The sequence below is a fragment of the Photobacterium sp. WH77 genome, from assembly GCF_022014395.1.
In the GTDB taxonomy this organism is placed as follows: Bacteria; Pseudomonadota; Gammaproteobacteria; order Enterobacterales; family Vibrionaceae; genus Photobacterium; species Photobacterium arenosum.
Map to the genome: position 1 here is coordinate 112,370 of NZ_JAKLTE010000001.1, position 19,372 is coordinate 131,741.

Consider the following 19,372-nt stretch of genomic DNA (forward strand, 5'->3'; position numbering starts at 1 on the left):
CGATTTCATTCAACAAGGTTTTGACGTTTTGCAGACCTATTCTCTGCCGCAGGATAATTCAGATAGTGTACTTTTGCTGCAACTGACCGACACCCATTTGTTTGCGGATGCCAAGGGCAGCCTGCTGGGCGTGGCAACAAAAGACAGCTTTCATGCCGTACTCGACGAAGTGGCGGCTCAGCTACGCCCGTTTCATGCCATTATTGCAACGGGTGATATCTCGCAGGATCACACACCAGCCTCTTATCAGCGCTTTGCCGATGGGATCGGACGCTGGGTGCAACCCTGTTTCTGGCTGCCCGGTAACCACGACTATCAACCCAGCATGAAAAGCGTGCTGCCCTCACCGCAGATCAAGGCCTGTGATCAGGTACTGGCCGGTGAGCGCTGGCAGGTGATTCTGCTCGACAGCCAGGTGGTGGGCGTACCACACGGTGAATTAAGCCAGGCGCAGCTTCAGATGCTTGATCAGGCTCTGGCTGCCCACCCGGACCGCCATGCACTGGTGCTGCTGCACCATCATCCACTGGCTGCCGGCAGCCGCTGGCTGCCGGCAGCCGCTGGCTGGATCAGCATCAGCTGAAAAATCATCAGGCCTTTTGGCAAGTGGTCTCTGAGTATCCTCAGGTGAAAGCCGTATTATGCGGACATATCCATCAGGAACTGGATGTACTGCATCAGGGAGTTCGGGTGCTGGCCACGCCGTCGACCTGTATTCAGTTTAAACCTGACTCCAATGATTTTGCTCTGGATCAGTCCAACCCCGGATGGCGCTGGCTGAGTCTGCAAGCGAACGGCGACATTGATACCAAAGTCGAACGGGTGCGCCAGCGCACCTTCTCGCCCCAGTTTGACGCCGCAGGTTACTGATGGAATCTTTACTGCTTTATCTGCACGGTTTTAATAGCTCGCCGCAATCGATGAAAGCCCGACTCATGGCACAATACTGCCAGGCGAACCGGCCTGATATCCGGCTCGAGATCCCACAATTACCCTCTTACCCGAGCCAGGCGGCGCACGCTATTGATACATTAGTGACTGACTTAAAGTCGGCGTATCGCATTGGCCTGGTCGGCAGCTCGCTGGGCGGCTATCTGGCCACCTGGCTGAGCCAGCGGCATCATTTGCCTGCTGTGCTGGTCAATCCGGCCGTGAAGCCTTTTGAGCTGCTGACAGATTATCTGGGAGAGCAGGTAAACCCGTATACGCAAGAGAAGTACGCTTTGTCGCCGCCTCATATGGATGAGCTGAAGGTGCTGGAGATTCCAGAGCTGAATCAGCCGGATTTACTGTGGTTGTTGCAGCAGGAAGGTGATGAAGTGCTGGACTACCGTCAGGCGGTGGAAAAGTATGCAGCCTGTCGTCAGACGGTAGAACCGAACGGCGATCACAGTTTCATTGGATTTAATCGTTATCCCGCCGATATTGTCCGCTTTTTAGGTTTATAACTGTTTCGCAGCGTGCTTTCGGGCATGGCATTGTTTATTGACTCGTATTAGCCTCAGCTTGACATCAAGGCTGAGGTTACTGACTATTGTGGCAACATTTTCTCGTAACTTTCCGAATCTATGACAGACCAAAGCTATAACGCTGGAGCCATTGAGGTTCTGAACGGCCTAGAGCCGGTTCGACGTCGCCCTGGCATGTATACCGACACGGCGCGGCCAAACCACCTGGGTCAGGAAGTCATCGACAACAGTGTCGATGAAGCCCTGGCTGGCCATGCCAGGAAAGTCGAAGTGATCCTGCACGATGATCAATCGCTTGAGGTGATTGATGACGGCCGGGGTATGCCCGTGGATATTCACCCGGAAGAAGGGGTATCCGGGGTCGAGCTGATCCTGTGTAAACTCCACGCAGGCGGCAAATTCTCCAATAAAAACTATCAATTCTCAGGCGGTTTACACGGGGTCGGTATCTCCGTGGTGAATGCACTGTCTAAGCGCGTCGAAGTCACGGTCAAGCGTGACGGACAGGTGTATCAGATTGCTTTTGAAAACGGCGATAAAGTCAGTGAACTCGAAGTCATTGATACCTGTGGCCGCCGCGCCAAGGGGACGCGTGTTCATTTCTGGCCGGATGGTAAGTATTTCGACAGCCCGAAGTTTTCAGTCAGCCGCCTGAAAAGCGTGCTGAAAGCCAAGGCGGTATTGTGCCCTGGCCTGGAAATTGTATTCACTGACAAACTAGCCAACGAAACCCTACGCTGGTGCTACGAAGATGGCCTGAAAGATTACCTGTTTGAAGGTGTCAAGGGCTATACCCTGCTCCCTGAATCCCCCTTTACGGGTGTCTTTACCGGACAGACCGAAGCGGCAGACTGGGCCGTGGTCTGGTTGCCGGAAGGCGGTGAATTAATCACTGAAAGCTATGTGAACCTGATTCCAACAGCGCAGGGCGGTACGCATGTTAACGGCCTGCGTCAGGGCTTGCTGGATGCGATGCGGGAATTTTGTGAATTTCGTAATCTGCTGCCGCGCGGTGTGAAACTGACGGCTGAGGATATCTGGGAGCGCTGTGCCTATGTGCTGTCGGTGAAAATGCAGGATCCGCAGTTTGCCGGTCAGACCAAAGAACGCCTGTCATCCCGCCAGTGTGCGGCCTTTGTCTCGGGCGTGGTCAAAGATGCATTCAGCCTGTGGCTCAATGAGCGTCCGCAAATAGCCGAACAGCTGGCGGAATTATGTATTGCCAATGCCCATCGCCGGATGCGTGCCAGCAAGAAAGTGGTGCGTAAGAAAATCACCAGCGGGCCGGCATTACCGGGCAAACTGGCCGACTGTTCGATGCAGGATCTCAATAGAACCGAGCTTTTCCTGGTGGAAGGTGACTCAGCAGGCGGTTCCGCCAAACAGGCTCGTGATCGTGTGTTTCAGGCGATCATGCCGTTGCGCGGTAAGATTTTGAACACCTGGGAAGTGTCGGCGGATCAGGTACTGGCCTCACAGGAAGTACATGATATTTCAGTGGCGCTGGGGATTGACCCGGACAGTGATGATCTGAGCGGCCTGCGCTACGGTAAGATTTGTGTGCTGGCTGACGCCGACTCAGATGGTCTGCATATCGCCACCTTGTTATGTGCGCTGTTCATGAAGCATTTTGAAGCCCTAGTGCGAGCCGGTCATGTGTATATCGCCATGCCGCCTTTGTACCGTATCGATCTGGGGAAAGAAGTGTATTACGCCCTGGACGAGGCGGAGAAAGAAGGCATTCTCGATCGCCTCAGCGGCAAACGCGGCAAAGTGAATGTGCAGCGCTTTAAAGGCTTGGGTGAGATGAACCCCTTACAGCTGCGTGAAACCACTATGGATCCCAATACGCGCCGTTTGGTGCAACTGACAGTGGATGATGACGAGCAGACTATCCTGATGATGGATATGCTGCTGGGTAAAAAGCGCGCTGAAGACCGCCGTAGCTGGCTGCAGAGTAAGGGTGATCTGGCCGACGTGGAAGTCTGAGCCTCGCCAATTGATGATTTCCGCCTGCCGGTCAGACCGGCAGGTATCAGGACAACACGGATTTAGCCACCATGACTGATGTCTCAATGGAAGGTATCGAGCAGCTGCCGCTGCGCAAGTTTACTGAAGATGCCTATCTGAATTACTCCATGTACGTAATCATGGACCGGGCCCTGCCGTTTATCGGCGATGGCCTGAAACCGGTACAACGCCGGATTATTTACGCTATGTCAGAGCTGGGCCTGAGCGCCACAGCCAAATATAAGAAATCGGCCCGTACTGTCGGTGACGTTCTGGGTAAATACCACCCGCACGGCGACTCGGCCTGCTACGAAGCCATGGTACTGATGGCGCAGCCCTTCTCATACCGCTACCCGCTGGTGGACGGTCAGGGGAACTGGGGTGCCCCGGATGATCCGAAATCGTTCGCTGCGATGCGTTACACCGAATCGCGTCTGTCCCGTTTTTCTGAAATCCTGCTGAGCGAGCTGGGCCAGGGCACGGTGGAATGGGGGCTGAACTTTGACGGCACCATGAAAGAGCCGACTATGCTGCCAGCCCGGCTGCCGCATATTTTACTCAATGGGGTGACAGGCATTGCCGTGGGTATGGCGACGGATATTCCGCCGCATAACGCCCGTGAAGTGGCCAATGCCGTGGTGCATCTGATTGAGCATCCGCAGGCGGATCTGGATGCCTTGATGGAATTCGTCAAAGGCCCGGATTACCCGACGGAAGCGGAAATCACCTCTTCCAGCGAGGATCTGAAAAGAATTTACCGTACCGGTAAAGGCAGCGTGAAGATGCGTGCTGTGTGGTCGAAGGACAACGGCGAAATCATTATCACCGCTCTGCCGCATCAGGTGTCCGGTTCTAAGTTGCTGGAGCAGATTGCCGGCATGATGCGCGCGAAGAAGCTGCCGCTGGTGGAAGACTTGCGTGATGAATCGGATCACGAGAACCCGACCCGCATTGTGATCGTACCGCGTTCAAACCGGATCGACGCCGAGCAGCTGATGGAGCACCTCTTTGCGTCGACAGATTTAGAAAAGAGTTTCCGGGTTAACCTCAACATGCTGGGGCTGGATGGCCGTCCTCAGGTGAAAGGTCTGGTAACTATCTTGTCAGAATGGCTGGTGTATCGCCGCGAAACCGTGCGCCGCCGTTTGCAGCACCGTCTGGATAAAGTGCTGGCGCGCCTGCACATTCTCGAAGGTTTACTGGCGGCTTATCTCAATATCGACGAAGTGATTGAGATTATCCGCACGGAAGACGATCCGAAAGCTGAGCTGATCAGCCGCTTCGGGCTGAGTGCGACGCAGGCCGAAGCCATTCTTGAGATCAAATTACGCCAGTTAGCCAAGCTGGAAGAGATCAAGATCCGCGGCGAGCAGGATGAGCTGAGCAAAGAGCGTGAGAAGCTGGAACAGCTGCTGGGCTCTGAACGACGCATGAACACTTTGCTGAAGAAAGAAATTCTGGCCGATGCCGAGACATACGGTGATGATCGCCGTTCGCCGCTGGTTGAGCGTGCTGAAGCCAAGGCGATGACTGAACGTGACTTGCTGCCCAGTGAAGCTATCACTGTGGTGCTGTCCGACAAAGGCTGGATCCGCCACGCCAAAGGGCATGAGGTGGATCCGAGCAGCCTGAACTTTAAGTCTGGCGACAGTTACCTGAGCCATGCCCGCGGTAAGAGTAACCAGCCAGCGATCTTTATTGGCAGCGATGGCCGCAGCTATGCGCTGGAGTCCCATACACTGCCCTCGGCGCGGAGTCAGGGTGAACCTGTGACCGGCCGTCTCAATATTACGGCCGGCAGCAGCGTGCGTCAGGTGCTGATGTCTGAAGAAGAGCAATACTGGCTGATGGCCTCTGATGCCGGTTATGGCTTTGTCTGCAAGGCCAGCGATATGATCTCCAAGAACCGCAATGGTAAGGCCTTGTTGTCCGTTCCGGCGGAATGTGAGGTGATGCCGCCCCAGCCGATCTCAGATCTGAGCAAAGATCAGGTGCTGGCGATTACTAATGAAGGCCGCATGCTGATCTTCCCGATTCAGGATCTGCCGCAACTGGGTAAAGGCAAGGGCAACAAGATTATCAACATTCCTTCGGCCAGAGCCAAAGCCAGGGAAGAGTTTCTGTCTCACTTGCTGGTCTTACCGGCAGGCAGTGAACTGACCCTGTACGCAGGGAAACGTAAGCTGGGCCTGAAAGTCTCGGATCTGGAGAATTTCTATGGTGAGCGCGGCAGAAGAGGCGCTATGCTGCCTCGCGGTCTGCAGCGGGTCACCAGTTATGAAATTGCTTATCCTGATCATAATCAAGACAGCTGATTGCCATTCACCGCAGCGTGTTAGACAAAATAAGCCTCGTTCAGAGGCTTATTTTATTTGCGCTTTACCGAACGGAAATGGCGTCAGGATCAAACAAAAAAGCCGTGATAAGGGTGTAATTTCCCTTTGACTGAGTATACTAGCGCACGCTTGTACGCTGAGGAGAATCTGATGATTGCTGTATTACGACTGTTGGCACTTACGCTGTTTGCCATCGTCATGTTTGTGTTTGGCTGTGGTTACTGCCTGTTAAGCCCGCGTAACCCGAAACACGTCCACACTATTGCGCTGTATTTCGCGAAAATGGCCCGCTTTCTGGGCATTAAACTGGAATTACGGGTTGCGGACGCCGCGCGGGAAGTGGGTCCGAGCGTGCATGTTGGCAATCATCAGAATAACTATGATCTGTTTACGATTTCAGGTGCTGTGCTGCCGCGTACAGTGACTGTCGGCAAGAAAAGCCTGCTGTGGATGCCGTTATTTGGTCAGTTATATTGGCTGACAGGCAACATTCTGATTGATCGCGCCAACCGCAGTAAAGCAATGGGGACTATCGGTCAGGTGGTGGCTAAAATTAAAGAGCGTAAGGTCTCGGTATGGATGTTCCCGGAAGGTACCCGCTCTCGTGGCCGGGGTCTGTTGCCTTTTAAAACCGGTGCTTTTCATGCTGCCATCGGGGCTGGTGTGCCTGTGGTGCCTATTGTGTGCAGCTCCACCGACAAGGTGAAGTTTAACCGTTGGAATAACGGCGTGGTAATTGTGGAAGTGATGCCGCCTGTCTCAACGGAAGGCATGACCAAAGAAGATGTCCGCGAGCTGTCAGAGCACTGTCGCAATCTGATGGCGGCTAAGCTGGATGATCTGAACGCCGAAGCGCAGGCCCGTTCAGCGAAATAACCGTCTCGGATCGCGTCGAATTATCAGGAAGGCAGGCCGTTAGGGCCTGTCTTTGTTTTCAGGGCAGTATGACCTTTTAGCCGTCAGAGGGGTGAGAGATGAGCCGGGAATATGTGATATTGGTGAATCAGGCTGGTGAGCACCTGGGCCTGGCGGAAAAAATGCAGGCTCACCGTGACGGCAGGCTGCATCTGGCGTTTTCCGTTCTGCTGTACCGCCAGACGGCGTCAGGTAAAGAATATCTGCTGCAACAGCGAGCATTAACTAAGTATCACAGCGGTGGTTTATGGACCAATACCTGCTGCTCGCATCCCCGCGACGGTGAGAGTCTGCAGCAGGCGGCAATACGCCGGCTGGGAGAGGAAATGGGGATACGCGAGGTGGCGCAGTTTGAACAGGTCGCCCGTTTTATTTACCGGGCTGAACTGGATAACGACCTGACAGAACACGAACTGGATTATGTTCTGGTGGCGGAAACTTCAGATCTGCACATAGTACCGAACCCGGAGGAGGTCATGGCCTGTCGCTGGTGGCCGCAATCGGAGTTAACCGCTTGTCTGGACAGCCAGCCTGAACAGTTTACGGCCTGGTTCAGTCAGGTGTATCACAAGGTGCTGGCAGCACTTAAATAACAAAAAGACGGGCTTAACCCGTCTTTATTGGTACTGTGCACTATGCAGGGAAGCCTCAGGCTTTGCGTACCGCAATGGCTTCAATTTCGATTTTGACATCTTTTGGCAGACGAGCGACTTCCACACAAGAGCGCGCCGGGTAGGAAGCGTGGTTTTCATCAAAGAAACTGCCGTACACTTCATTGACTGTGCCAAAATCGTTCAGATCCTTCACAAATACCGTCATTTTCACGATATCCGCCACTTTCAGCCCTGAAGATTCGACGACCGCTTTGACGTTCTCCAGCGACTGGCGAGCCTGAGCGGCGATATCTTCCGGTACTTCTCCCGTTACCGGGTTAACCGGGATCTGGCCCGAGGTCAGAACCATGTTACCGAGATCAACACCCTGAACGTATGGGCCGATAGCGGCAGGTGCTTTGTCTGTGTGCAGTACTTGAGTCATGTTTGATCCTTTTTGGCTTCAACAGAAATGCTTACGGCCTCTAGTGTGCAATGCCTTGACGAACAGGTCAAAAGGTTTGCTAGCGGAACGTGGGATCATTGCTCAGGTTCTGGATGACCTCGGCCGGCGAACGGCTGGTATCGGGTTTCTCTTCCTGATAGATAGTCGCTGCACTGTGCTGCAGGGCAACATCATTACTGTTTTCATCCGGCGGCGGGAAGGAGCCGGACACTGGCGTTGCATAGCTGGTGAGCGGGGAGGCCGCTGCCGCATTGTGAGGGGCGACAAGCGGTGTCAGGCCGTTGCTGCTGTGATTCTGGTTATCGGGCAGACCCAGAGAATCGGGCACGTCTGTGCTGCGGTTGAGGCGATTGACATAAGGCGAGACCTGAGCGCTGGCCAGTGCCGGGCTGGCTGATACAGGGCGTATGCCCAGTTCCTGCAGCCAGTCAAAAATCAGTGTGGCAGGGACAAACTGGCTGTATCGTGCGGCCGGGCGCAGGTTGGCGAGATCTTCCGGGTTATCGACAATGGCAACCGTGATGCCGACGATTTCTCCGGCTTCATTGAACACAGGGCCACCGCTCATGCCAGACATCACAGGCGCATCGCTCAGGGAATACAGGCAATTATTGTTGGTATCTATCACATCCTGCAGGTACTTGCCTTTACCTTCAATGCTGTTTCCGAGCAGAGAGTGGCCCTGATGGACCACAGGCTGATCAGGAAAAATTAATCCCCAGGTGGGCACCTGGGCAGAGTCCGTGCGGATCAATGCCAGATCACACAGCGGGTGATAGATAACGTCACGGTTCCAGGAATAGCGCGCAACATGTTTGGCCGTGACCTGCAAATTCGGTGTGACAGGAACGGCTGAACCAAATCCGCCCAGCAAAATGGGCACCCCGATAATCACTTGCTGGTTGGCCATATTTTTTGGCGCATCAAAGACGTCACCGTTGGTCATGACACAACCAGACAGGATCAGACCGGCCAGTATGGCTGGCCGTACGGGTAACAGAGGCCAGAGATAACGATGACAAAACCGCGCACAGATATTCATGCTATGTACTCGTTGTTGGTCACACTTGCTCTTACAGAACGGGTTGATAACCGTTCTGTGCTGATTTCGGCTCAGCGCGGCACTTTGACTGTGAAAGGAGCCAAAAGTGGCACTTTCCCTGAGTCTAGAAACGGAATTAGCGAAACAATGTTGTTGAACTGAGAATGGCTGAACTGAGGCAGAAAAGGGGCGGGAAACTGAAAAGCCGGCTCAGGGCTGAGTCGGCTTTCTTATTTTTGTCACAGGCGGTTTTTCAGGCATGAGTGCCGGAATGTCAGTGGTAATCTGTCACTATGTCGCGAGCGAACACTTTTTCACAGTATTTGCACTTCAGGCGGACTTCGTCATGCTTGGTCACCACTTTAAAGCTGCTGTCGACCGGCTCGTTGTGGGTAATGCAGTTTGAATTCGGGCACTTAAAGACAGCGTTGATCTGTGAAGGCAGCGACAGGGTCAGCTTCTTGACCACTTTGTAGTCTTCAATCTGGTTCACTGTCGCCTTGGGGGCGTAGAGCGCCAGCTGGTTAGCCAGCTCCTCATTGAGGAACACATTTTCGATTTTGATCAAATCTTTGGTTCCCTGTGCTGAGGAAGGCAGATTGAGACCAATCGTGACTTTTTCTTCAGCCTGATGCAGTTGGAACAAGCGCAGCACTTTGATACCGACATTGGCAGGGATGTGGTCAATGACAGTACCGTTCTTAATGGCTTCGACCTGAAGTTGGGACTCTTTTGTCATGCGATATTCTCCTGCTTAAATGTCTTGATTGAGCACCAGTGCCAGCAGCGCCTGGCGGGCATAGACGCCATTTTCCGCCTGCTGGAAATAATAAGCGTGCGGGGTTTTGTCTACATCTGTCGTGATTTCATCAACACGTGGCAGCGGGTGCAGTACTTTGAGGTTGTCACGGGCATCGGTCAGCATGTCAGCACTCAGGATATAGGCGGCTTTCATGTGCGCATACTCGGATTCATCAAAGCGCTCTTTTTGTACCCGGGTCATATACAGGACATCCAGCTCAGGGATCACTTCTTCCATCTGGGTGTGCAGGCTGTACGCAATACCGGCCTCATCCAGCTCTTCGCAGATGTAATCCGGCATCGCCAGCGCTTCAGGGGCGATGAAGTAAAAGCGGATGTTATTGAACTTCGACAGCGCCTGAGTCAGCGAGTGCACCGTGCGGCCGTATTTCAGATCGCCGACAAAGGCAACATTGAGGTTGTCCAGGCGGCCTTGCGTTTCGGCAATACTGAATAAATCCAGCAGGGTTTGGGTCGGGTGCTGGTTGGCACCGTCACCGGCATTGATCACCGGCACTTTGCCTGAGAATTCTGATGCCAGACGGGCGGCCCCTTCTTGCGGATGGCGCATCACGAACGCATCCACGTAAGACGTAATGACCTGAACCGAGTCGATCAGCGTCTCGCCTTTTTTCGCCAGTGAGGTATTGCCACCATTATCGAAGCCAATCACGCTGCCGCCTAAACGCTGAATCGCCGTTTCAAAAGAAAGGCGGGTGCGGGTAGATGGCTCAAAGAAACAACTGGCAATCACTTTGTGCTTGAGCAGTTCAGGATTCGGCTGTTTCTTCAGCTGGGCCGCGGTGTCAACGATCAGCTCGAGTTCGCTGCGGCTAAGCTCGGGGATGGAAATAATGTGCTTATGATATAGCGAATTCGCCATGGCGCTTTTCCCTCTTTTAGTCTGGAACGGGTGGCTTTGGGTCTGTCTTGGCTATCGTACAGGCAAAAAAAAGCCCCCTGAGATCAGGAGGCTTTCGGATGACGATCCGGAGTAACAAAAACGGCATGGCACACCGTTAACCGGCGGCGTCGCTGCACAACTGTGATCGCGGATTGGGCCATTTTTGGTACTCGCTAGACAAATTGCGGAGGATTATACCGCCATTTCTCTATGGCGCAAGCGTTTGCCTGCACCGAACCTGACCCTGACGGTTGCGCACATGCCAGTGCTATTGACCTAAAGTCGCTACCATCACGGCTTTAATGGTGTGCATTCGGTTTTCGGCCTGATCGAAGACGATAGAGTGGGCCGACTCGAAGACCTCTTCGGTCACTTCCAGGCCAGACAGACCATACTTTTCAGCCACCTCTTTACCTACTGTGGTTTCATCGTTGTGAAACGCTGGCAGGCAGTGCATAAATTTCACATTGGGATTGCCGGTTGCCTTGAGTGTCGACGCGTTAACCTGGTATGGCAGCATGGTTTTAACCCGTTCGTCCCAGGCCGACTGTGCTTCACCCATTGAAACCCAGACGTCGGTATACAGATAATCACAGCCTTGCACGCCTTCCTGTACCGACTCGGTCAGAGTAATGCGGGCACCTGTCTCACTGGCAATCTCCAGACACTGGGTGACCAGATCCTCTTCCGGCCAGTAGTCTTTGGGGGCAACCAGCCGGATGTCCATTCCCATCTTGGCCGCACCGACCATCAGGGAATTGCCCATGTTGTTACGGGCATCACCCAGATAGGCAAATTTTATGTCCTGTAACTGCTTGCCCGGGCTGTGTTCCTGCATGGTCAGAAAATCGGCCAGAATCTGAGTGGGATGGAATTCATCGGTCAGACCGTTCCAGACCGGCACACCGGCATATTGTCCCAGCTCTTCAACCACAGACTGACCGAAACCCCGGTACTGGATACCGTCGTACATACGGCCCAGCACACGCGCCGTGTCTTTCATTGATTCTTTGTGGCCGATCTGGCTGCCGGACGGGCCTAAATAAGATACACGGGCACCTTGATCAAAGGCGGCGACTTCAAAAGCGCAGCGGGTACGGGTTGAGGACTTTTCAAAAATCAGGGCAATGTTCTTACCGCTCAGGCGCGGCTGTTCATAACCACCGTATTTGGCTTTTTTCAGTTCTGCGGAAAGCGACAACAGGTGCCCGATTTCGCGTGGGGTGAAATCCAGCAGCTTGAGAAAATTCCGGTTGCGCAGATTAAATGCCATATCTCGTCCTCGTGTTCATGACTTCAGCGAACACTGATCGCTGCGTTATGTGTGAAAATTGATGTTTTATGAATAATTACCCATAAAATATGAAATTATATATATCTGTGTCAATCGCAAAATCCGAGAGAAAGGCGGGAAAAATCGTCTGCTGCATCAGAAAGGCGATTGTGCGACTTTCGCTGAATAGAGAATGGGGCGGGAAATCACGACAGAGGATGGAAATTCGCGGGGATCCGTGCCATATTGGCGGCCAATTTTATACATACTAGTGTGGCTGGTGCCCCTATTTGGAGAGACCTTATGTCTTACGCAGAATTGATTGAAGAGCAGAAGGAAGAGACTCGCGAAATCATTGAGTCCCTGCTGGAAGATGGCAGTGATCCGGATGCGCTGTATTCGATTGAACACCATTTTTCTGCTGATACATTTGCTCAGCTGGAAGGTGCCGCTGCTGAAGCCTTCAAGATGGGCTTTGAAGTGATGGATGCCGAAGAGCTGGAGCTGGATGAAGAAGACGGTGGCGGTACAGTCGTTTGCTTCGATGCGGTCATGGAGTCAGCCCTGGACGCTGAGCTGATCGATGAGCAGGTGCTCAAGCTGGTAGAGCTGGCTCAGAAGTATAATATCGATTACGACGGCTGGGGAACTTACTTTGAGTCTGGTGAAGACGACGAAGAGTAATTCCATTCAGTGCTCAGGAAAAAAGCTGGCTTGCCAGCTTTTTTCTTGCCTGTCGTTTGCTAAACCGCGGATGCTCAGAACCACTTCACCATCCGGATCTCACAGGCGTCGTGGCCTGTGTTGCCCATAGGTTCTTTGGTGTGTTCAAAACCTAACGATGCATACAGCGCGATGGCTTCTGTCAGATTGGCTGTGGTTTCCAGATAGCAGGCCCGGTAGCCCTGTTCACGGGCAAATTGCAGGGCTTTTACCGCGAGCTTACGCGCCAGACCCAAACCGCGTAACTCAGGCAGGAAGTACATCTTCTGCAGCTCGCAGATATTTTCTTCGCCTGCCAGCCTGGCGATACCGCCGCCTCCGAGCACCCGGTGGCGGTGCTCAATAACCCAGTAAGCATGCCCTTCGGGCTGGTAAACCTCACTCATGCTGTCTAAGGTGGGATCGGCTACGCCATATCCCTTGTCTGCTGTCAGTCCGTATTCCGCAGAGACTTTTCGGATCACGGCCGCAATCGACGCATTGTCCAATGGCGTCAGCGGACGAATCTCGTAGCTTTGTTGTCTGCCCGCCATCACCATGGCTTTGCGGTACCGCTCCAGACTTTTGCCTAATTGTTCGATTTCATCTGCGTCCATTTGCGCCAGAAAACCATCGACCTGCTGATTCAGTCTCTGGTGCAGTTCAGCCAGTCTGGACTGGCCTGTCGCGGTAAGGCTGGCAATCTGGCTGCGTTTATCATCAGGATGCGGATGGCTGACGATCAGCCCGCTGTTGCTCAGCACCGCCAGTGTACGGCTGGCGTTGGATTTATCCACATTGAGCAGGGCGGCCATGTCGTTGACCGTGCAGGGATTCGCCTCCAGTTCAATCAGGGCATGGGCCTGAACCGGGGTGAGATCCATGTTGCCACACTGGTTGTCGAGCATGCCGAGTTGACGCACAAGCTGACGGGATAACTGGCGGAGTGTCTGGGCATCCATGTTGATTTATCCATATTGTTGTGATTTGCAACTAAATATAGTTGCGAGCCACAACTATGTCAACAGAGTACAAGTTAATGCAAATTAATGGATGATCGAGTGATGTTGGCAGGATGTGAAAGCGGCTTGGTGCCGGCGCTGCTCTTTGCGCTGCCAGAAGGTTTCATGCACAAGATAAGCCAGCGTATTGATCGACGGTTCGATCAGTGCCATCACGCCGCCAATCATCCAGCTACCGCTCAGTAAATACGCCACGCTGAAGGCCACACTGAAGTGGATCACCGCAAAACTCAGGGTTTTATTGGCGGGTTTGCCAAAGCGGGACTGTTTCAGCACAGGCCATTGCCAGACTTTCTCGTGAAAATAAAAAGCCACAGTGTTGACCATAGGCTCAATCATGGCGATCAGGCTGCCGAGGATCACATCACCTGTCAGCAAATAGGCGATGCTGAAGGCAACGGTAAAGTGGATAGCAGCAAAGCTGAGTGTCTTTTTCATGGTAAAACCCTCTGTAGATGTTCTCAGTATGGGCGTGACCATGCAATCAGTAAAAGCGTTTGATTCTATCCAATCAATAGTTAAATCCTATGATTTGATATTAATAAACATGAATAATGACTTATCGTCGCTTTATGATTGGGAGCGCTGTTTCAGAACCAAACAGTGCGCAAAAACTTTATGCTGTTGGTTGCATTTGGTTGGTTTATATTGAAGATATACTTTTCCAGCAATGAGGCTGGATTGTTCACATTTTTTGCGAAGACTTAGGATAAAAACAATGGAAAACAAGGTTAGGTTTCACGGCCAGGGGGGCGAATTTTTCGGTATCTGGATCGTGAATATTCTGCTCTCTGTCGTCACTCTTGGGATTTATTCTGCCTGGGCGAAAGTCCGCACCAAGAAATATTTTTACGGTAACACTGAGCTGGCGGGAGATAGGTTTGATTATCATGCCACACCGAAACAGATCCTGATTGGCCGTGTTATTGCCTCTGTCTGTGTGCTGGTGTGGTTTACCGCCAGCCATTTCATGCCGCTTTTCGCCCTGTTTCTGATGCTGGCCTTTTTTGGCATTTATCCATTGCTGGCCCGCAATAATGCCCGCTTTGATGCCCGCATGAGCAGCTACCGCAATGTGCGTTTTAACTTTAACGGCTCGGTGAAAGGGGCGTACTGGGCCATGTTGGGATGTGGTTTGGTTTCCATGATTCCGCTGGTGATCCTGTTTGTGATCACTGCCATGGTATTTGATAAATCGCTGTTAGTCGGCGCGCTGTTTGCGTTACTGGCCGTTGCCGCTTATATCTATGTATTTGCTAATATCACGGCCACCATCACCCGCTATTTTGCCAATGGTTACCAGTATGGTGACCGTCAGTTTAGCGCTGAGATAGGGACAGGTTTCTTCGTGAAAACCACAGCGCTGGCGTCTTTGCTCGGATTAGGGCTGTTTGTGGCGCTGATCGGCGTGTTTGTGCTGGTGGCTGGCGTGGGGGCGGTGTCATCCATTGCCAGCGGGCAATTGGATAACCTGCAAGGCGGTTCGCTCTGGCCTTTCCTGGCAATATTTATCGTTTATATAGGTATGTTGCTGGTGATGGTTGCCGTATCGGCATTTGTGAAAGCCCGCACCCGCAATTACACCTTTGCTCAGCTGAAAGCGGCCGGTGAGCCAGAGTATGGCTTTTCCTCTTCACTGAGAACGCCAGCTTTTGTCTGGCTGATTGTGTCGAATATCCTGATGCAACTGCTGACACTGGGACTGGCCCGTCCCTGGGCCATGGTGCGTACTCAGCGTTACCTTGCCGATAACACGGCTGTCATCGGTGATTTGTCTCTGCTTAACGTGACGGGCGAAGCCTTCGAGGGCGGTGCGGCCATTGCCGACGAAGTGGCTCAGGCCTTTGATGTCGGAGTAGGCATTGGATGATCATCAAAGGCTTCTGCCACCCGCCGCTCAGTTCTGAGCGGCGGGAAGCTGAGCTGGACTGCGGTCAGACGGGTCAGGTGACATTGCGCTGCGGCGAGCATATTGTCATGGCTGCCGTGGCCGAGCTGAAGATATCGCCACCTTTGGGATCTTTGCCTGCCAGCATTGGTTTTGCGGATGGCTGGCAGTTTAAAGCTGCTCAGGAGAATGAGCTGGCTGATTGGGTTCGCCACAACACGGTTCAGCCTCAGCGCTGGGTACACAGGCTGGAGCGAAACTGGCTGGCGATAGTGGCCAGTGCGGCGCTGGTGGCCGTATTGTGTCTGGGCGCTTATCGTTACGGTATTCCGGCGGCCAGTCATATGCTCACGCGTCTGCTGCCGCAAGCCGTGCCTGTGTATCTGGGCGAGCATGTCCTGGAGACGCTGGACGATCATATGCTGGCACCTTCTCAGCTTGATGCCCAGGAACAGTGGCAAATACAGGACAGGTTTGCCTTATTACAGGATAACCTGCCGCCGTTACCTTTTGAGCTGAAGATAGTGTTTCGATCCTGGCCGCATGGCCCGAATGCCTTTGCCCTGAGCGATGGCACAGTGATCGTGCTGGACTCACTGGTGGAAATGGCCACCACACCCGCCGAGCTGGACAGTATTTTGTTGCATGAAGTCGGGCATGTGTATCATCAGCATGTGATGGAGTCTGTGGTGCAATCGGCGCTGATTTCTGTGGCCACCGCACTGATTGTCGGTGACAGCTCTGGGATGGCGGATATGCTGACCAGCACAGGCGTATTTGTTGCTTCCAGCGGATACTCGCGGGATGCCGAGCGCGAAGCGGATCAGTTTGCGGCCGAGCAGATGCGGAAAAACTATGGCACCACAGAACCGATGGCCGCCATGTTCAACCGTTTTATGGAACACTATGGCGACAGCGATTTACCTGAGTGGCTACAAAGTCACCCTGAGCTGGAGCAACGGGTTCAGGCCTTGAAATAGTATCCATCCGATTCAGGCCGGAGATTCGGTTTAAAATTGTGGCATAAAAAAGCGACCGATATCGGTCGCTTTTTTTTGTCTGAAGCAATGGACATCGCTTACAGCGCTGCGATGGTCGCTTTCTGCTCTTCCAGTTTGATCAGGGTTTCTTTGTAACCTTCCAGCTTCTCGCGCTCTTTGGCCACCACGGCTTCCGGGGCTTTCGCCACGAAACCTTCATTGCCCAGTTTGCCCGCGATGCGTTTGATTTCGCCCTGTGTCTTGGCCATTTCTTTGTCCAGACGCGCCAGCTCGGCGTCTTTGTCGATCAGGCCAGCCATCGGGATCATCAGGGTAGACTTGCCGACCAGTGCCGTGGCACAGGCTGGGGTTGCTTCGCCGTCTGCCAGCACCTGCAGGCTGTCCAGCTTCGCCAGCGCAACCAGTACGGCCTGATTTTGCTGCAGGCGGGCCGCGTCTTTGTCATCAGCGGCTTTGAGCATCACATTCAAACCTTTACTTGGTGCGATGTCGTACTCGGCGCGCAGGTTACGGATGCTGGTGATGAATTGCTTCACCCACTCGATGTCAGCCAGTGCGTCCGCATTGAAGTTTGCGTCATCATACTGAGGCAGCGCCTGAGTCATGATGGTGTCGCCTTCTACGCCTTTCACCAGTGGTTTCACGCTCTGCCAGATGGTTTCCGTGATGTACGGGATCACCGGATGGGCCAGACGCAGAGTCTTCTCCAGCACAGTGATCAGAGTACGGCGGGTCGCACGTTGCTGGGCTTCGCTGCCTTTCCACAGCACTGGCTTGGTCAGCTCCAGATACCAGTCACAGAACTGGTTCCAGATGAACTCGTAGATCGTGTTGGCAGCCATGTCCAGACGGAAGTTTTCAATGTGGGCATTGAACTCTTTCGCGGCCAGCTCGAACTGCGACTCGATCCACTTGTCAGCCAGTGAGTATTCCAGCTCGGCACCGTCGGCAAAACCGCAATCCTGATCTTCGGTGTTCATCAGCACGTAGCGGCTGGCGTTCCACAGCTTGTTACAGAAGTTACGGTAACCTTCCAGGCGTTTCATGTCCCAGTTGATGTCACGGCCGGTGGACGCCATGGCGGCCAGGGTGAAACGCAGGGCATCGGTGCCGTAAGGTTCAATGCCGTTTTCGAACGTCTTGCGGGTATTCTTCTCGATCTTCGCCGCCAGCTGTGGCTGCATCATGTTGCCGGTACGTTTCTGTACCAGAGACTCCAGATCAATACCGTCGATCATGTCGATCGGGTCCAGCACGTTACCTTTCGATTTCGACATTTTGTCGCCGTTCTCATCACGGATCAGACCGGTGACATAAACGGTTTTGAACGGTACCTGGGCTTTGCCGTCTTCGTCTTTACAGAAGTGCATGGTCATCATGATCATGCGGGCAACCCAGAAGAAGATGATGTCGAAACCTGTCACCAGCACATCTGACGGGTGGAAGACTTTCAGATCGTCCGTCTGCTCCGGCCAGCCCTGGGTGCCGAAGGTCCACAGGGCAGAGGAGAACCAGGTGTCCAGCACGTCATTGTCTTGTTTCAGCACCACGACAGGGGCCAGGCTGTACTTCTCACGTACTTCTTCTTCGGTGCGGCCCACATAGACCTTACCGTCGTTGTCGTACCAGGCCGGGATGCGGTGACCCCACCACAGCTGACGGGAAATACACCAGTCCTGTACGTCGCGCATCCAGGAGAAGTACATGTTCTCGTACTGCTTAGGTACGAATTTGATATCGCCGTCTTCAACCGCTTTCACCGCCGGTGCAGCCAGCGGGGCAGTGCGCACGTACCACTGGTCGGTCAGCATGGGTTCGATCACCACGCCACCACGGTCGCCGTAAGGGACGGTCAGGTCGTGATCTTTGACTTCATCCAGCAGACCCAGCTGATCGAACTCGGCCACGATGGCTTTACGCGCTTCGAATCGTTCCATGCCCTGGTAGGCAGCCGGAAGGTCGGTGCTGTAAGCATCTGTGGGTTCGCCATTACTGTTAAAGACTTCAGCTTCGTTGCGGATGTTGGCATCGAAGGTCAGGATGTTGATCATCGGCAGGCTGTGGCGTTTACCGACTTCGTAGTCGTTGAAATCGTGCGCCGGGGTGATTTTTACACAACCCGTGCCTTTTTCCATGTCGGCGTGTTCGTCACCGACAATAGGGATGCGACGATTAATGATTGGCAGCAGAATGTGCTGGCCGATCAGATCTTTGTAACGTGGATCTTCAGGGTTAACTGCAACGCCTGAATCACCCAGCATGGTTTCAGGACGGGTGGTAGCAACCACAATGTAGTCTTTACCGTCTGCGGTTTTGACACCGTCGGCCAGCGGGTAGCGGAAGTGCCACATGTGGCCTTTCTTGTCTTTGTTCTCGACTTCCAGATCCGAAATGGCGGTGTGCAGCTTAGGATCCCAGTTTACCAGGCGCTTGCCACGGTAAATCAGATCGTCTTCATACAGACGCACGAAGACTTCACGCACGGCGTTAGACAGCCCTTCGTCCATAGTGAAGCGTTCGCGATCCCAGTCAACAGAAGCACCCAGGCGGCGCAGCTGTTTGGTGATGGTGCCGCCGGATTCGCCTTTCCATTCCCAGATCTTGTCGATGAAGGCATCACGACCGTAATCGTGCTTGGTTTTGCCTTCTTCTGCTGCGATCTTACGCTCCACAACCATTTGAGTCGCGATACCAGCGTGGTCAGTACCGACCTGCCACAGGGTGTTTTTGCCTTTCATGCGCTCACAGCGGATCAGGGTATCCATGATGGAATCCTGGAACGCGTGGCCCATGTGCAGGCTGCCCGTGACGTTTGGCGGTGGGATCATGATGCTGTAGGCATCTTTCGTCGTGTCACCGTGAGGCTTGAAGTAACCTGCCTCTTCCCAGCGCTTATACAGCGCTTGTTCAATCGATTGTGGGTTGTATGTCTTTTCCATAGCGCTCTTGA

The 19,372-nt window shown here is 53.5% G+C and carries 16 protein-coding genes and 1 pseudogene; 9 read left to right on the forward strand and 8 right to left on the reverse strand.

Annotated features, from left to right (window positions below):
* Positions 1 to 28 precede the first annotated feature (28 nt).
* The 6 genes and pseudogenes from cpdA to idi all read left to right on the forward strand — a co-directional run bounded on the left by cpdA (position 29) and on the right by idi (position 7,323).
* Positions 29 to 870: pseudogene (cpdA, locus tag L6J37_RS00510) on the forward strand (3',5'-cyclic-AMP phosphodiesterase).
* A complete protein-coding gene (yqiA, locus tag L6J37_RS00515; protein WP_192015468.1) occupies positions 870 to 1,448 on the forward strand; it encodes an esterase YqiA in 579 nt (192 codons plus the stop codon). Before cpdA ends, yqiA begins: the two are co-directional and overlap by 1 nt.
* 120 nt (positions 1,449 to 1,568) lie before the next feature.
* Positions 1,569 to 3,458, forward strand: coding sequence for a DNA topoisomerase IV subunit B (gene parE, locus L6J37_RS00520; RefSeq protein ID WP_192015469.1), 1,890 nt, complete (start codon positions 1,569 to 1,571; stop codon positions 3,456 to 3,458).
* 71 nt (positions 3,459 to 3,529) lie between these two features.
* Positions 3,530 to 5,794 (forward strand): DNA topoisomerase IV subunit A, encoded by a 2,265-nt coding sequence (gene parC / locus L6J37_RS00525; RefSeq protein ID WP_218383507.1) that lies wholly within the window; start codon positions 3,530 to 3,532, stop codon positions 5,792 to 5,794.
* A gap of 171 nt (positions 5,795 to 5,965) precedes the next feature.
* Complete coding sequence (locus tag L6J37_RS00530) at positions 5,966 to 6,691, forward strand: 1-acylglycerol-3-phosphate O-acyltransferase (protein WP_192015471.1); 726 nt, start codon at positions 5,966 to 5,968, stop codon at positions 6,689 to 6,691.
* A 98-nt stretch (positions 6,692 to 6,789) separates the two neighbouring features.
* A complete protein-coding gene (gene idi, locus L6J37_RS00535) occupies positions 6,790 to 7,323 on the forward strand; it encodes an isopentenyl-diphosphate Delta-isomerase (protein WP_218383504.1) in 534 nt (177 codons plus the stop codon).
* Between the two features lie 55 nt (positions 7,324 to 7,378).
* On the opposite strand, the gene L6J37_RS00540 is transcribed toward idi, so the two are convergent.
* From L6J37_RS00540 to argF, 5 genes are all read right to left on the reverse strand, one after another.
* Positions 7,379 to 7,768, reverse strand: coding sequence for a Rid family detoxifying hydrolase (locus L6J37_RS00540; protein WP_192015473.1), 390 nt, complete (start codon positions 7,766 to 7,768; stop codon positions 7,379 to 7,381).
* A gap of 79 nt (positions 7,769 to 7,847) precedes the next feature.
* The gene (locus L6J37_RS00545; RefSeq protein WP_237793776.1) at positions 7,848 to 8,831 is read right to left on the reverse strand and encodes a S1 family peptidase; all 984 of its coding nucleotides are present in this window, start codon (positions 8,829 to 8,831) and stop codon (positions 7,848 to 7,850) included.
* 274 nt (positions 8,832 to 9,105) lie between these two features.
* A complete protein-coding gene (gene pyrI, locus L6J37_RS00550) occupies positions 9,106 to 9,570 on the reverse strand; it encodes an aspartate carbamoyltransferase regulatory subunit (protein WP_192015475.1) in 465 nt (154 codons plus the stop codon).
* Between the two features lie 15 nt (positions 9,571 to 9,585).
* Positions 9,586 to 10,515, reverse strand: a complete 930-nt coding sequence (gene pyrB, locus L6J37_RS00555) for an aspartate carbamoyltransferase (RefSeq protein WP_027251907.1) — start codon at positions 10,513 to 10,515, stop codon at positions 9,586 to 9,588.
* A 289-nt stretch (positions 10,516 to 10,804) separates the two neighbouring features.
* On the reverse strand, positions 10,805 to 11,809 hold the full coding sequence (gene argF, locus L6J37_RS00560; RefSeq protein ID WP_192015476.1) for an ornithine carbamoyltransferase: 1,005 nt from the start codon (positions 11,807 to 11,809) through the stop codon (positions 10,805 to 10,807).
* Between the two features lie 303 nt (positions 11,810 to 12,112).
* On the opposite strand from argF, the gene rraB reads away from it, so the two are divergent.
* Positions 12,113 to 12,493, forward strand: coding sequence for a ribonuclease E inhibitor RraB (rraB, locus tag L6J37_RS00565; protein ID WP_161459565.1), 381 nt, complete (start codon positions 12,113 to 12,115; stop codon positions 12,491 to 12,493).
* 74 nt (positions 12,494 to 12,567) lie between these two features.
* On the opposite strand, the gene L6J37_RS00570 is transcribed toward rraB, so the two are convergent.
* Complete coding sequence (locus tag L6J37_RS00570; RefSeq protein ID WP_237793778.1) at positions 12,568 to 13,473, reverse strand: bifunctional helix-turn-helix transcriptional regulator/GNAT family N-acetyltransferase; 906 nt, start codon at positions 13,471 to 13,473, stop codon at positions 12,568 to 12,570.
* 84 nt (positions 13,474 to 13,557) lie between these two features.
* A complete protein-coding gene (locus tag L6J37_RS00575; RefSeq protein WP_237793780.1) occupies positions 13,558 to 13,971 on the reverse strand; it encodes a DUF2061 domain-containing protein in 414 nt (137 codons plus the stop codon).
* A gap of 280 nt (positions 13,972 to 14,251) precedes the next feature.
* Between L6J37_RS00575 and L6J37_RS00580 the strand changes: the two genes are divergently transcribed.
* Positions 14,252 to 15,403, forward strand: a complete 1,152-nt coding sequence (locus L6J37_RS00580; RefSeq protein WP_192015479.1) for a YjgN family protein — start codon at positions 14,252 to 14,254, stop codon at positions 15,401 to 15,403.
* On the forward strand, positions 15,400 to 16,401 hold the full coding sequence (locus L6J37_RS00585; protein ID WP_237793782.1) for a M48 family metallopeptidase: 1,002 nt from the start codon (positions 15,400 to 15,402) through the stop codon (positions 16,399 to 16,401). The genes L6J37_RS00580 and L6J37_RS00585 overlap by 4 nt, the downstream gene beginning before the upstream one ends.
* 98 nt (positions 16,402 to 16,499) lie before the next feature.
* On the opposite strand, the gene L6J37_RS00590 is transcribed toward L6J37_RS00585, so the two are convergent.
* Positions 16,500 to 19,361 carry a valine--tRNA ligase gene (locus tag L6J37_RS00590; RefSeq protein WP_192015481.1) on the reverse strand — a complete coding sequence of 954 codons (2,862 nt, stop codon included), beginning with the start codon at positions 19,359 to 19,361 and terminating at the stop codon, positions 16,500 to 16,502.
* Positions 19,362 to 19,372: the final 11 nt, after the last annotated feature.